The 13,549-nt window shown below is 69.3% G+C and carries 14 protein-coding genes; 8 read left to right on the top strand and 6 right to left on the bottom strand.

What is annotated here, in order from left to right; all coding sequences use genetic code 11:
* Positions 1–29: 29 nt before the first annotated feature.
* From WA670_RS37615 to WA670_RS37605, 3 genes are read right to left on the bottom strand one after another with little or no spacing between them, the layout of a single operon-like run.
* Positions 30–1,181, bottom strand: coding sequence for an acetyl-CoA C-acetyltransferase (locus tag WA670_RS37615; RefSeq protein WP_336161019.1), 1,152 nt, complete (start codon positions 1,179–1,181; stop codon positions 30–32).
* A 13-nt stretch (positions 1,182–1,194) separates the two neighbouring features.
* The gene (locus tag WA670_RS37610; protein ID WP_336161018.1) at positions 1,195–1,995 is read right to left on the bottom strand and encodes an SDR family oxidoreductase; all 801 of its coding nucleotides are present in this window, start codon (positions 1,993–1,995) and stop codon (positions 1,195–1,197) included.
* Positions 1,992–3,170 (bottom strand): acyl-CoA dehydrogenase family protein, encoded by a 1,179-nt coding sequence (locus WA670_RS37605; protein WP_336161017.1) that lies wholly within the window; start codon positions 3,168–3,170, stop codon positions 1,992–1,994. The genes WA670_RS37610 and WA670_RS37605 overlap by 4 nt, the downstream gene beginning before the upstream one ends.
* A 96-nt stretch (positions 3,171–3,266) precedes the next feature.
* On the opposite strand from WA670_RS37605, the gene WA670_RS37600 reads away from it, so the two are divergent.
* The 7 genes from WA670_RS37600 to WA670_RS37570 are packed head-to-tail and all read left to right on the top strand — an operon-like array spanning position 3,267 to position 9,398.
* A complete protein-coding gene (locus WA670_RS37600) occupies positions 3,267–4,145 on the top strand; it encodes an enoyl-CoA hydratase (protein ID WP_037812239.1) in 879 nt (292 codons plus the stop codon).
* Positions 4,142–5,296, top strand: a complete 1,155-nt coding sequence (locus tag WA670_RS37595; RefSeq protein ID WP_336161016.1) for an acyl-CoA dehydrogenase family protein — start codon at positions 4,142–4,144, stop codon at positions 5,294–5,296. The genes WA670_RS37600 and WA670_RS37595 overlap by 4 nt, the downstream gene beginning before the upstream one ends.
* Positions 5,293–6,246 carry an acyl-CoA dehydrogenase family protein gene (locus WA670_RS37590; protein WP_336161015.1) on the top strand — a complete coding sequence of 318 codons (954 nt, stop codon included), beginning with the start codon at positions 5,293–5,295 and terminating at the stop codon, positions 6,244–6,246. Before WA670_RS37595 ends, WA670_RS37590 begins: the two co-directional genes overlap by 4 nt.
* Positions 6,246–7,304 (top strand): acyl-CoA dehydrogenase family protein, encoded by a 1,059-nt coding sequence (locus WA670_RS37585; RefSeq protein WP_037812245.1) that lies wholly within the window; start codon positions 6,246–6,248, stop codon positions 7,302–7,304. The genes WA670_RS37590 and WA670_RS37585 overlap by 1 nt, the downstream gene beginning before the upstream one ends.
* Positions 7,301–7,732, top strand: coding sequence for a VOC family protein (locus tag WA670_RS37580; RefSeq protein WP_051728898.1), 432 nt, complete (start codon positions 7,301–7,303; stop codon positions 7,730–7,732). The genes WA670_RS37585 and WA670_RS37580 overlap by 4 nt, the downstream gene beginning before the upstream one ends.
* Positions 7,733–7,758: 26 nt before the next feature.
* Entirely contained in the window at positions 7,759–8,631 is an 873-nt protein-coding gene (locus WA670_RS37575) for a CoA transferase subunit A (RefSeq protein ID WP_336161014.1), read from the top strand.
* Positions 8,628–9,398 (top strand): CoA-transferase subunit beta, encoded by a 771-nt coding sequence (locus tag WA670_RS37570; RefSeq protein ID WP_336161013.1) that lies wholly within the window; start codon positions 8,628–8,630, stop codon positions 9,396–9,398. Before WA670_RS37575 ends, WA670_RS37570 begins: the two co-directional genes overlap by 4 nt.
* Positions 9,399–9,403: 5 nt before the next feature.
* Here WA670_RS37570 and WA670_RS37565 read toward each other — a convergent pair whose 3' ends face one another.
* Positions 9,404–10,015, bottom strand: coding sequence for a TetR/AcrR family transcriptional regulator (locus WA670_RS37565; protein WP_336161012.1), 612 nt, complete (start codon positions 10,013–10,015; stop codon positions 9,404–9,406).
* Positions 10,016–10,088: 73 nt separating this feature from the next.
* Between WA670_RS37565 and WA670_RS37560 the strand changes: the two genes are divergently transcribed.
* Positions 10,089–11,651, top strand: coding sequence for an AMP-binding protein (locus WA670_RS37560; RefSeq protein ID WP_336161011.1), 1,563 nt, complete (start codon positions 10,089–10,091; stop codon positions 11,649–11,651).
* A 10-nt stretch (positions 11,652–11,661) separates the two neighbouring features.
* Here WA670_RS37560 and WA670_RS37555 read toward each other — a convergent pair whose 3' ends face one another.
* Positions 11,662–12,285 carry a flavin reductase family protein gene (locus tag WA670_RS37555; RefSeq protein WP_238605524.1) on the bottom strand — a complete coding sequence of 208 codons (624 nt, stop codon included), beginning with the start codon at positions 12,283–12,285 and terminating at the stop codon, positions 11,662–11,664.
* Positions 12,286–12,338: 53 nt separating this feature from the next.
* Positions 12,339–13,544 (bottom strand): acetyl-CoA C-acetyltransferase, encoded by a 1,206-nt coding sequence (locus WA670_RS37550; protein ID WP_336161010.1) that lies wholly within the window; start codon positions 13,542–13,544, stop codon positions 12,339–12,341.
* Positions 13,545–13,549: the final 5 nt, after the last annotated feature.

The raw sequence follows: 13,549 nt of genomic DNA, 5'->3' as shown, positions 1-13,549 counted from the left end.
CACCAGCAGTGCCGCTCACGACACCCAGCTCACAACCGCTCAAGCACGGTCACGTTCGCCTGGCCGCCGCCCTCGCACATCACCTGCAGGCCGTACCGCCCGCCACTCCGCTCCAGCTCGTGCAGCAACGTGGTCATCAACCGCGCCCCGGTCGCCCCGATCGGGTGTCCCAGCGCGATCCCGCCGCCGTTCACGTTGACCTTCTCGTGCGGCACGCCGATCTCCTGCATCCAAGCCAACACCACCGGCGCGAACGCTTCATTGCACTCGAACAGATCGATGTCCCCCACCGACATCCCGGTCTTCTCCAACGCCCGCTGAGTAGCCGGAATAGGCGCGGTCAACATCCACACCGGATCAGCCCCGTACACGCTGATGTGATGCACCCGAGCCCGCGGCGTCAACCCGTGCTCCTCAACCGCTCGCTCGGAAGCGATCAGCAACGCCCCAGCACCATCACTGATCTGCGACGCCACCGCAGCCGTGATCGGACTGCCTTCCTCCAACGGCTTGAGACCGGCCATTTTCTCCAGCGTCGTATCCCGCCGAGGACCTTCATCCACCGAAAACTCGCCGACCGGCGCGATCTCCCGCGAGAACCGGCCGGAATCAATAGCGGCCGAAGCCCGGCGATGGCTCTCCAAAGCGAACTCCTCCAGCGACCGCCGGGAAAGCCCCCACTTCTCCGCGATCATCCGCGCCGAACGGAACTGCGACACTTCCTGATCCCCATACCGAGCCTGCCACCCAGGCGACTCCGCAAACGGCGTGCTGAACCCGAACTGCTGCCCCACCACCATCGCCGAAGAAATCGGAATCGCAGACATATTCTGCACTCCCCCGGCAACAATCAGATCCGCAGTCCCCGACAGCACCCCCTGCGCCGCGAAATGCACCGCCTGCTGACTGGACCCGCACTGCCGATCGATAGTCACCCCAGGCACATGCTCCGGCAGCCCGGCCACCAGCCACGCAGTCCGAGCCACATCCCCAGCCTGCGACCCGATCGTGTCGCAACAGCCGAACACGACATCGTCCACCGCGCCAGGGTCGATCCCGGTCCGCTCCACCAGCGCACGGATCGCGTGCGCCCCCAAATCCGCGGAATGCGTCCCCGCGAGCGAACCACCGCGCCGCCCGACCGGAGTGCGAACCGCGTCCACCACATATGCCTCAGGCACGAATCCTCCAGAATCAGGGATGCTGACTGCTCACCGAAACGACTTCACCGGTGAGATAAGACGAATAAGCACTAGCGAGGAACACCATCACATTGGCGACTTCCCAGGGTTCCGCAGCCCGCCCGAACGCCTCGCGCCCCTTCAGTTCGGTCAGCAATTCAGCAGTGGTAACCTTCTCCAGGAACGGATGCATCGCCAGACTGGGCGACACCGCGTTGACCCGGATCCCTGACGAAGCCAGATCCATCGCCGCCGACCGCGTCAACGCCATCACCCCGGCCTTGGCCGCCGCGTAATGCGCCTGCCCCTCCTGGGCCCGCCAGCCGATCACCGACGCGTTGTTCACGATCACCCCGCGGTAACCGCGTGCGATCATCCGCCGGGAAGCCGCCCGGATACACCGGAAAGTCCCGGTAAGCGTCACGTCGAGCACCAACGACCACTGCTCGTCCGTCATCTCGGTGATCGAAGCCGTACCGCCGAGACCGGCGTTGTTCACCATGACCTCGACCCCGCCGAACGGCTCGGCCGCGTCCAGCAACGCGGCGACCTGCTCCTCCTTGGTCACGTCGCACACCACCGACGCGACCCGCTCGGAGCCGAACTCCGCCCCCAGCTTGGCAGTCGCCTCAGCGAGCCGGCGCTCGTGCGTATCCCCGATCACGACTGCCCGGGCACCTTCCTCCAGGCACCGCCGGGCAACCGCCGCCCCGATGCCCGCGCCCGCCGCGGCAGTCACGACGACCACGCGCTCGGCAAGCAACCCGTGCCCCGGCACGTAATCAGGCGCGGGCTGTTCCGGTTTAACGCTCACGGTCGCGGCTCCCTAGGCAGGCCGAGCACGCGCTCGGCGATGATATTGCGCTGGATTTCGTCCGAACCGCCGTAAATGGTGTCGGCCCGGCTGAACAAGAAAAGCGTCTGCTGAGCATCAAGATCGTAAGCACCGGCGGTAGTCAACGCGGAACCCCCGCGGACCTCCATCGCCAGTTCACCCAGCTCCCGATGCCACCGAGCCCACAACAGCTTCGACACCGAAGCTTCCGGCCCCTGCGACCCGGCCTCATACGCACTCAATGTCCGCAACGCGTGCACCCGCAGCACCTCGAGGCCGACCTCAGCCCGCGCCAACCGATCCCGCACCACCGGATCGTCATAACGCCCGTTCGCTCGCGCGGCAGCAACAACGCCAGCCAATTCCCGGGCGAACCCGACCTGCTGCCCGATCGTCGACACTCCGCGCTCGAACCCGAGCGTCGCCATCGCGACCCGCCACCCGTCCCCGGGCGCGCCGACGACCAGCGACTCTTCGGTCCGGGCCCCGTCGAAGAACACCTCGTTGAACTCGCTGGTCCCGGTCAGCTGCCGGATCGGCCGGACCTCGACCCCGGGCTGGTCCATCGGCACCAGCAAGTACGACAGCCCGGCGTGCCGCCGAGAGCCCGGCTCGGTCCGCACCACCGCGAAACACCACTGCGCGTGCTGAGCGAGCGACGTCCAGATCTTCTGCCCGTCGATCACCCACTCGCCGCCCTCCAGCCGGGCCCGCGTCCGCACCCCGGCCAGATCCGACCCGGCGTCCGGCTCGGAATAGCCCTGGCACCACAGCTCGGTGACCCCGACGATCCCCGGCAAGAACCGCTGCCGCTGCTCGTCCGTGCCGTGCGCGATCAACGTCGGCCCGAGCAGTTCCTCGCCGAGGTGGTTGACTCGCGCCGGCGCGTTCGACCGCGCGTACTCCTCGTGGAAGATCACCTGCTGCAGCAGGCTCAGCCCGCGCCCGCCGTACTGGACCGGCCAGCCGAGGCACGTCCAGCCGTGCGCCGCCAGATGCTGGTTCCACGCCTGCCGTTCCTCCGGCGCTTCGTGCTCGCGCCCGGACCCGCCGAGGCCCTTCAGCGCGGCGAACTCGCCCGCGAGGTGGTCGCCGAGCCACTCGCGCACCTCGGCGCGGAACTGCTCGTCCTCGGGGGTGTAGCGAAGATCCACCCGTCCTCCTGGTCCGCCGGTGCCGGTCCCGCCACGCTACCAAACCAAGCACTTGTTTGGTAGCATCGCCGCCGAACCGAGAAGGAGTGATGCGCGTTGAGCGGAACCGAAGAAAGCACCGACGAGCAGGTCGTGACGTACGAGGTGCGCGGTCCGGTCGCGGTCGTCACGCTGAACCGGCCGCAGTACCGCAACGCCCAGAACTCGAAGATGACGTACGCGCTCGACGCCGCCTTCACCAAGGCAGTGGACGACCCGGACGTCAAGGCGATCGTGCTGGCGGGCAACGGCAAGCACTTCTGCGCCGGGCACGACATCGGCACCCCGGGCCGCGACATCGACCAGAGCTTCGAGCGCAAAGCGGTCATCTGGTGGGACCACACCGACCGGGCGGGCGTCGATTCGCGGTTCGCCCGCGAGTCGGAGGTCTACCTCGGCATGTGCCGCCGCTGGCGGGAGATCCCGAAGCCGGTGATCGCGATGGTGCAGGGCGCGTGCATCGCGGGCGGCCTGATGCTCGCGTGGTCGTGCGACTTCATCGTGGCCTCCGACGACGCGTTCTTCTCCGACCCGGTGGTGCGGATGGGCATCCCGGGCGTCGAGTACTTCGCGCACCCGTGGGTGATGAACCCGCGCGCGGCGAAGGAGTTCCTCTACACCGGCGACCGGTTCGGGGCCGACCGTGCGCAAGCGCTCGGCATGGTCAACCACGTCGTGCCGCGCGCCGAACTGGAAGAGGCGACGTTCGCCATCGCCGAGCGCATCGCGCAGATGCCGCAGCTGGGGCTCGCACTGACGAAGAAGGCTGTCAACCAAGCCGAAGACCTGATGGGCATGCGGTCCGGAATGGACTCGGTGTTCGGCCTGCACCACGCCGCGCACGCCCACAACGCCGAGCTGGACACCGATTCGCTCGCCGGGCTCGACGCGCGTTCCATGGCGAAGGCCAACAAGAAGGCCGCGGGAGAGTCATGAGCCCGGAATTCACCGCCGCGGAAGAAGAATTCCGCGCGGAAGCCCGTGCTTGGCTGGCGGAGAACAGCCCGGGCCCGCTGCCGTCGATGGACACCGAGGACGGCGCCCGCGCGCACCGCGAGTGGGAAGCGAAACTCGCCGACGGCCGGTGGTCCGTGGTCACCTGGCCGACCGAGTACGGCGGCCGCGACGCGACGTTGACCGAATGGGTGCTGTTCGAGGAGGAGTACTACCTCAGCGGCGCGCCGACCCGGATCGCGCAGAACGGCATCTCGCTGCTGGCCCCGATCATCTTCGAGCACGGCACCGACGACCAGCGCCAGCGGCACCTTCCGCGCACCGCCAACGGCACCCGGATCTGGGCGCAGGCCTGGTCCGAGCCGGAGGCGGGCAGCGACCTCGCCGGGATCCGCAGCACCGCCGTCCGCGACGACGACCGCGGCGGCTGGGTCCTGGGCGGTCAGAAGATCTGGAGCTCCCGCGCCCCGTTCGCGGACTGGGGTTTCGGCCTGTTCCGCTCCGATCCGGAGGCCGAACGGCACCGCGGGCTCACCTACTTCCTGTTCCCGCTCGATTCGGCCGGCGTCACCGTCCGGCCGATCGCCCAGCTCGACGGCGACTGCGGGTTCGCCGAGATCTTCTTCGACGACGTCTTCGTGCCTGATCAGGACGTCCTCGGCGGGGTCGGCGACGGCTGGCACGTCGCGATGAGCACGGCGGGCAACGAACGCGGCCTGTCGCTGCGTTCGCCGGGCCGGTTCCTCGCGGCTGCCGACCGGCTGCTGGATCTCTGGGCCGAGCGCGGAGCCGAAGCTCCGCACTTGCGCGACCGGGTGGCCGACGCCTGGATCAAGGCCGAGGCCTACCGGCTCTACACCTGGGACACCGTCGACCACGTGCAGCACGGCGGCGACGTCGGCGCGGCGGGCAGCGTCAACAAGCTCTTCTGGACCGGGCTCGACCTCGGCATCCAGGAAACCGCGCTGGACCTGCTCGGCGCGGGCCAGGAGGTGCGCGGACGGTGGACGGAGGACTACCTGTTCGCCCTCGGCGGCCCGATCTACGCCGGCACCAACGAAATCCAGCGCAACATCGTCGCGGAACGGCTGCTCGGCCTCCCCCGCGGCGACCGCAGGAAGGCACAAGCATGAAGTTCCGGCTGTCCGCCGAACAGCGCGCGTTCGCCGAAGCGCTGGACGCCCTGCTGGGCGCGGCCGACGTCCCCGGCGTCACCCGGTCCTGGGCGGCCGACCGGCCGGAATCCGGGCTGCTGCTGTGGAAACAGCTCGCCGAACTGGGCGTGACCGCGCTCGGCGTGCCCGAGAAACACGGCGGCGTCGGCGGGACTCCGGTCGATCTCGTCGTCGCTTTCGAACGGCTCGGCTACCACGGCGTGCCGGGCCCGGTGATCGAGTCGATCGCCGCCGCGCCCGCGCTGCTCACCGACGCTTCGCTGCTGTCCTCGCTGGCTTCCGGCGACGCGGTGGTGACCTTCGCGAGCGCGCCGGACACTCCGTACGCGCTGGATGCCAACGTCGCGACGGACGTCTTCGTGGTCGGCGATTCGCTGGCTCGGGCGGAAATCGGCCGCTCGCTGCAGTCGGTCGATCCCTCCCGGCATCTGTTCGAGGTGACCGCCGGTGCCGAGGTTCAGCCGCTTTCCCCGGAAACCCGCGCACAGGCGCTCGACCTCGCCAGCCTCGCCTGCGCCGCGGAGCTGCTGGGCTGCGGCGAGCGGATGCTGGCCGACACCGTCGCCTACCTCGGTCAGCGCCGTCAGTTCGGCCGCGTGATCGGCGAGTACCAAGCACTCAAGCACGCCGCCGCGGACGTCCGCGTGGCGCTCGACTTCGCCCGTCCGCTGGTGCTCGGCGCGGCCCGCGAACCTAGCGCTCGGGCGATCTCGGCAGCGAAGGTCGCCACGTCGGACGCGGCCCAGCTCGCCGCGCGCACCGGGCTGCAGTTGCACGGCGCGATCGGCTACACGCTCGAGTGCGACCTGAGCCTGTGGCTGTTGCGGGTCCGGGCGCTCGTGGGCTGCTGGGGCACGCCCGCCGCGCACCGCGCGCGGGTGCTGGAGAGCCTGATGAGGGGCCGCTGATGCACTTCGCGCTGACCGACGAACAGCGGGAACTCGCCGCCGCCGTCCGAGGGCTGGTCACCCGGCGGGCCGCGAAGACCGATCTGCGGGCGGCGATCGACTCCCCCTCCGGATACGACACCGAATTGTGGACCGCGTTGTGCGAGCAGATCGGCGTCGCGGCGCTGGCCATCCCCGAGGAGTACGGCGGGGCCGGGTTCAGCCTCTTCGAGACACATGTCGTGCTGGAGGAACTGGGCGCGAGCTTGACCCCGTCGCCGCTGCTGGGGTCGGGAGTGCTTGCCGCACAAGCATTGCTGGCCGCGGACGCGCCGGAACTGCTTCCCGGGATCGCGGCGGGCGAGGTCGTCGCGCTGGCCTGGGCGGATCGCGCCGGACGGCATCGGACCGGCGGTTCGGACGTGGTCGCGTCCTCGGGCGTGCTGAACGGCACCGCGACGTTGGTGTTGGACGGTGCGCAGGCATCTCACCTGCTCGTAGTTGCCATGGCAGATGGACGCCCCGCGCTGTTCCAAGCCTCCGCGACGCCTGAAGCGACCCCGGCGGTGGACCAGACGCTCAGGTTCGCCAAGGTGGAGTTCCGCGACACCCCGGCGACCTTGCTCGCCGCCGACTTCTCCGAAGCGCTCCCCCGGCTGCACGCCATCGCCGCGATCGCTTGCACCGCACTGCAAGTCGGCGGTGCACAGTCCTGTTTGGACCGAACCGTCGCGCATCTCAAGGAACGCGAACAGTTCGGCCGCCCGCTCGGTTCGTTCCAGGCGTTGAAACACCGGGTCGCGGACATGCTGGTGCAGGTCGAAACCGCGCGCTCGATCTCGTGGGCGGCCGGATTCGCGGCGAGCAACGGCGACGATGTCGTCCAGCAGGCGGCGTACGCGAAATCGTGGTGCAGCGAGGCTTTCACCGCAGTCGCCTCGGAAACCGTCCAGCTGCACGGCGGGATCGCGATCACCTGGGAACACGACGCCCAGCTGTATTTCAAAAGGGCGCACGCGCTGGCGCAGCTCTTCGGCGACGCCCGTGAGCACCGCGCCCGGCTCCGGAGCGACGCATGATCCACCACGTCGGAATCACCGTGCACGACCTCGCCGCGTCGACCGAGTTTTACCGCGACCTGCTGCGCGGCAGCGTCGAAGGGCCGTTCGAGCGCAGCGGTCCGCGGATCGACGAGGTCACCGGATACCCGGGAGTGATTGTGCGCCAGAGCTTCGTGTCGGCGGACGACGGCGACACAGTGGTCGAGCTGCTGCAGTACGAAAACGGGTCGCCGAAGCGGATCGACCCGGACCACGGGCAAGCGGGCGCCGCGCACGTCGCGATCACCGTCGCCGACCTGGACGCGACGCTGGAGCGGCTGCGCGGACGCGGGGTCGCCGCGATCTCGGAGCCGATCGTCACGAGCCATCCGATGGCGGGCTGCCGCGCGGTGTACGTGCTCGATCCGGACCGGGTCCGCGTCGAACTGGTGCAACTGCCCGCCTGAGCAAGACGAACACACTGGAGGAACGAATGGGCGGCAAGTCCATGACCCTGGACGGCGTCACCGAGTACGTCCGGTCCGGGATGACCGTCGGGATCGGCGGCTGGGGGTCGCGGCGCAAGCCGATGGCGATGGTGCGCGAACTGCTGCGCAGCGACGTCGAAGACCTCACGCTGGTCACCTTCGGCGGGCCCGAGGTCGGGCTGCTGTGCGCGGCGGGCAAGGTGCGCCGGGTGATCTACGGGTTCGTCTCGCTCGACACGATCCCGCTCGACCCGCATTTCCGCGCCGCGCGCGAGGGCGGCCGGGTCGAGACGACGGAGTACGACGAGGGCATGTTCGTCGCGGCACTCCGGGCAGGCGCCAACCGGCTGTCATTCCTGCCGACGCGAGCCGGGCTGGAGAGCGACGTGCTGCTGATGAACCCGGAGTTGAAGACCGTCGCGTCGCCCTATGACGACGACGTCTACATCGCGGTGCCCGCGGTGCGCCCGGACGTCTCGCTGCTGCACCTCAACCGCAGCGACACCCTCGGCAACGGCCAGTTCCTCGGCCCAGACCCGTATTTCGACGACCTGTTCGCGATGGCGTCGGACAAAACGCTGCTGAGCGTCGAGAAGATCGTGGACACCGAGGACCTCACCGCCACCGAGCGGTCGACGTCGCTGCTGATCAGCCGGATGTTCGTGAACGGCGTGATCGAGGCCCCGAACGGCGCGCACTTCACCTCGTGCGACCCGGATTACGGCCGAGACGAGGCGTTCCAGCGGCATTACGCCCAGTCGGCGCAGGACGAGGTCTTGTGGAAGCAGTTCCGCGAAACCTTCCTGACCGGCGACGAGGCCAGCTACCACGAAGCAGTGCGCGCTTTCCACCGCGCGACCGAGAAGGAGTCCGCATGAGTGCCCCCGCAACCCGCGCCGAGGTCTGCATCGCCGCGTGCTCCGACGCGTGGCGCGGCTCCGGCGAGGTGCTGGCCCACGCGGTCGGCACGGTCCCGGCGGTCAGTGCGCGGCTGGCCCGGCTGACCCATTCCCCCGAGCTGGTGCTGTCCGACGGCGAATGCCACTTCATGGCCGACCCGCCGCCGCTGGGCAAGACCGCGGCGGCGGGCGGGACGGTCGAGGGCTGGGCCCCGTTCGGGCGGATCTTCGACATTCTCAACACCGGGCGGCGGCATTCGATGATGGGCGCGAGCCAGATCGACCGGTTCGGCAACCAGAACATCTCGCTGATCGGCGACTGGCGGAAGCCGAAACGCCAGCTCATCGGCATGCGCGGCGCGCCGGGGAACACGGTCAACCACCGCACCGACTACTGGGTGAGCCGGCATTCGAGCCGGGTGTTCGTGGACCGGGTGGACGTCGTGTCCGGGGTCGGCAACGACCGGGCCCGCGCGCACGCGTCGACGGCGTTGCGGTTCCACGACCTCGGCGTCGTGGTGACCGACCTGGCGGTGCTCGACTACGACGAGGACGGCCGGCTGAAGGTGCGCTCGCTGCACCCGGGCGTCACCGAAGACGAGGTGCGCGCGAACACCGGTTTCGAGCTGGACTTCAGCGGTGCGGGCGTGTCGCGGGTGCCGGACGAGCACGAACTGGCCCTGATCCGCACCGTGCTCGACCCGAAGAACGCCCGGGACCGGGAGGTCAAGGAGTCCCGGTCCTGAACCGCTCAGTCGGCGAGCAGCCCGCCGTACAGCATCGCGAGGTACTGCTCCGCCACGACGTCGTGGCGGAGCTTTCCGCGCGGGTTGTACCAGCGGACCGACGACCAGACGGTGTCCCGGATGAACCGGTACACGAGGCTCACCTCGAGGTCGGCGCGGAATTCGCCGGTCTCGCGGCCCGCCTGGAGCACGCCGAGCCACAGTTTTTCGATCTTCAGCGACGTCTTCCCGACGAATTCGAAATCGGCGAGGCTGCCGACGACGGCCGATTCGTTCTGGTAAAGCGCCACCGCGAACGGCCGCTCGTGAATCGTCGCGAAGGCGGTGTACACCAGCGCGTCGAACTGCTCGCGCGGCGTGCCGTCCTTCCCGGCGATCTCGGTGAACGCGGCCAGCAGGTCGTCCATGAACTCCTTGAGGATCTCGCGGAGCATGTCCTCCTTGGACGCGAAATGGTGGTACAGGCTCCCGGAAAGGATGCCCGCCTCGTCGGCGATGTCGCGGACGGTGGTCTGGGAATAGCCCCGGGTCGCGAAGAGCTGAGCGGCGATGCCCAGCAGCTCGCCGCGCCGGGTGCCGCCGTTCTTGACCGGGGCCCGGCCGGTTCGCGGAGTCATCGCATGGATCCCTTCCTGCCCGCTGCTTTCCCCTATGCTACCGAACAAGCACTTGTTCAGTGAGGAGACCCGCGTGTCGACACCTCGCACGATGCCCGCCCTGCTCGACGAAGCCGCCCGCCGCCACGGCGGCGCCCCGGCTGTGGTCGACGGTACGACACAGCTGTCCTGGACCGCATTGCGGGAGCAAGTGCGGGTGGTTTCCCGCGCGCTGGCCGCGGTCGGCGTCCGGTCCGGCGACCGGGTCGCGGTGTGGTCGCCGAACCGGGTCGAGTTCATCCTGACGTTCCTGGGCGCGCAGTGCCTCGGCGCGGCGCTGGTGCCGATCAACACCCGGTACCGCGGCGAGGAAGCCCGGGTGGTGCTGGAACGGTCCGGTGCTTCGGTGCTGGTGCTGTGCAACGGATTCCTCGGCAACGACTATCTCGGGATGCTGACCGAGGCCGCCTCCCGTTCGGGCGGGTCCGGTGCGGTGCCTGGACTTCCGCAGCTGCACACCGTGATCGACCTCGGATCGGACGGCGTCGCGTTGCCGTGGAACGAATTCCTCGCCGGGGCGGAGTCGGTGCCCGCTGTCGACGAATCCGTGGTGACGCCTTCGACGGTGGCGGACATTCTCTATACCTCGGGCACCACCGGAGTGCCCAAGGGCGTGATGAGCACGCACGCCCAGACGATCGGCGTCGCGGACGTCTGGGCGAAGGGCGCGTCGCTCACTCCCGCCGACAACTACGCGATCGTCAACCCGTTCTTTCACTCCTTCGGCTACAAGGCCGGGGTGGTCGCGGCGATCACCGCTGGCACGACCATCTACCCGGTGCTGACGTTCGACCCGGTCGCGTTGATGGAGTTAGTCGAGCGAGTTGGCATCTCAGTGCTGCCCGGTGCGCCGACCATCTTCACCACGCTGATCAACCACCCGCGCCGCACCGAATTCGACCTGTCGTCCCTGCGCTTCGCGATCGCCGGCGCGGCTTCGGTGCCGGAGAACCTGTTCTCGGACATGCTGGAAATCCTCGGTTTCGAGCAGGTCGCGCAGGCGTACGGACTCACCGAATGCGTGGTGGCGACCCAGTCGAGGCCGAACGAGGACCCCCGCCACGTCGCCCACACGACCGGCCCGGCGGTGCCCGGCCTGGAGATCCGCGCAGTCGACAGCGAGGGCAAGGACGTGCCGGTCGGCGCGGACGGCGAAATCCTCATCCGCGGCGAGTTCGTGATGCTCGGCTACTTCGACGACCCGGACGCGACCGCCGCGGCGATCGACGCCGACGGCTGGCTGCACACCGGCGACGTCGGACAGCTGGACGAACACGACTGCGTCAAGATCACCGGACGGCTCAAGGACATGTTCACCGTGGGCGGGTTCAACGTGTACCCGGCCGAGGTGGAAAACGTGCTGAGCACCCATCCGGACGTCGTGGAAGCCGCGGTGATCGGCGTGGACGACGCCCGGATGGGTTCGGTGGGGCGCGCTTACGTGACGCTGTGGGCGGGGGTCGAACTGGATGCGGAGGGGCTGCGCGAGTACTGCCGGGAGCGGCTGGCGAATTTCAAGGTGCCACGCGAGTTCGTGGCGATCGCGGAGCTGCCGCGGAACGCGAGCGGGAAGATCGTGAAGCGGGAACTGGCCTGACGGTCGCGGCTCACCGGGAACTCAGCGGAGCGGGCTCCGACGTAGTAGCCCGGAAAGTCCGCCCCAGCTCTGGCCCCCGGCCGACGTAGTGGCGAAACACGTAAAACAACGGCTCCCAAGCAGCCACGCGAATGTGCCGGAGATCCGGTTCCGCAAGTGCCGGATGGACGTGCACTCGCAGCACCTCGGCCTCGACGATGCCGAGACCTGGGTCGCCGGGATGCCGCACGGCCGTCACCTGGCATTCGACCTGGAGCGGGCATTCCGCGGCCCGGTCGACCGCGACGAGGTCGGCCGGGACCGGGGTCAGACGGGCGGCGCCGAATTTGTCGCGTTCGGTCCGGAACTGGCCTGCCTTGTGCTCCGGCACCACGGGAGCGCCGGTCAGCCCGGCCAAGCGTTCGACGGCGGGCCACAGTTCGGCGCTCGGGTAGTTCAGCACGCAGTCCGGCCGCTCGCGCAGGTTGGCGAAGGTGTGTCCGGTGCTGCCGAAGCCGAGCACGGCGGTGCGGCCGAGCACCCAGGCCGACGACATCGGGGCCAGGTTGGTCGTCCCGTCGGCGTTCGCACTGGACAGCAGCACGACGGGCGTGCCGGGGTAGAGCACCGGCGGGTCGATCACGACGGAATCCATGACCGCATCCTGGCGGCGGGACGGTTCGGCGGGCACCGAACCGTCCCGCGCGATCAGGCGAGCCGCTCCAGCACCATCGCCATGCCCTGGCCGCCCGCCGCGCACATCGTCTCCAGACCGAACGTCGCATCCCTCGCCTGGAGGCCGTGCAGCAGCGTCGTCGCCATCCGCGCGCCGGTTGAGCCGAACGGGTGCCCCAGGGCGATCGCCCCGCCATGCACGTTGACGCGGTCGAGGTCCAGGCCCAGCTGGTCCACGCACGGCAGCACCTGCGCGGCGAAGGCTTCGTTCATCTCGACCAGGTCAACGTCCTCAACGGACAGTCCGGCCCGGCCCAACGCCTGCTGGCTCGCCTCGACCGGGCCCAGCCCCATGATCTCCGGGCTCAACGCCGACACCCCGGTGGCGACGATCCGCGCCAGCGGCTGGATCCCCAGTTCGCGCGCCCGGACGTCGCTCATCACCACGAGCGCGGCCGCCCCGTCGTTAAGCGGGCAGCAGTTCGCTGCGGTAACCGTCCCATCTGGACGGAACACCGGCTTCAGTTGAGATACCTTCTCCAGCGTCACGCCCGCGCGCGGACCGTCGTCTGTGGACACCACGCTGCCGTCCGGCAAGGTCACCGGCGTGATGTCCTTCTGCCAGAACTCCCCCGCCGCCTCGGCGAGATTCTGGCTGCGCACCGCGAAGGCGTCTTGGTCCTCCCGGGACACTCCACAATGGTCAGCGACGTTCTCCGCGGTCTCGCCCATCGCGATGTAGACGTCCGGCAGCGCACCGTCTTTCCGCGGGTCTGTCCATTGCAGACCGCCGGCGGCCCGCTTCTCCGTCACAGCCATCGCGTCGGCGTACCGCGGGTTCTTCGTGTCCGGCATGCCGTCGGCTTTCCCTTGGGAGAACCGCGAAACGCACTCGACGCCCGCCGACACGAACACGTCGCCCTCGCCGGCGCGGATCGCGTGCATCGCCATCCGCGTGGTCTGCAGCGAGGACGCGCAATAGCGATGCACAGTCGTGCCGGGCACCGCGTCGAGGCCGAGTCGCAGCGCGACCATCCGGCCGAGGTTGTACGCCTGTTCCCCGGCCGGTTGCGCGCAGCCGAGCATCAGGTCGTCGATCCGGCCGACCTCCGGGACCGCGGCCAGCGCGGCTTCGACCATCTGCGCGGCGAGGTCGTCCGGCCGCAGGTCCTTGAGCGAGCCCTTGTACGCCCGCCCGATCGGCGAGCGGGCGGCGGAGACGATCACGGCTTCGGGCACAGCGA

The organism is Amycolatopsis sp. VC5-11 (genome assembly GCF_037034185.1).
GTDB lineage: Bacteria > Actinomycetota > Actinomycetes > Mycobacteriales > Pseudonocardiaceae > Amycolatopsis > Amycolatopsis nivea.
Note: the sequence above shows the minus strand (reverse complement) of the source record. Positions and strands in the feature narration are given on the sequence as shown.

Coding starts and splice junctions, on each gene's coding strand:
- WA670_RS37580 (WP_051728898.1), top strand. CDS start 7,301: ATGATCCACCACGTCGGAATCACCGTGCACGACCTCGCCGCGTCGACC.
- WA670_RS37575 (WP_336161014.1), top strand. CDS start 7,759: ATGGGCGGCAAGTCCATGACCCTGGACGGCGTCACCGAGTACGTCCGG.
- WA670_RS37590 (WP_336161015.1), top strand. CDS start 5,293: ATGAAGTTCCGGCTGTCCGCCGAACAGCGCGCGTTCGCCGAAGCGCTG.
- WA670_RS37595 (WP_336161016.1), top strand. CDS start 4,142: ATGAGCCCGGAATTCACCGCCGCGGAAGAAGAATTCCGCGCGGAAGCC.
- WA670_RS37585 (WP_037812245.1), top strand. CDS start 6,246: ATGCACTTCGCGCTGACCGACGAACAGCGGGAACTCGCCGCCGCCGTC.
- WA670_RS37555 (WP_238605524.1), bottom strand. CDS start 12,285: ATGGATTCCGTCGTGATCGACCCGCCGGTGCTCTACCCCGGCACGCCC.
- WA670_RS37570 (WP_336161013.1), top strand. CDS start 8,628: ATGAGTGCCCCCGCAACCCGCGCCGAGGTCTGCATCGCCGCGTGCTCC.
- WA670_RS37565 (WP_336161012.1), bottom strand. CDS start 10,015: ATGACTCCGCGAACCGGCCGGGCCCCGGTCAAGAACGGCGGCACCCGG.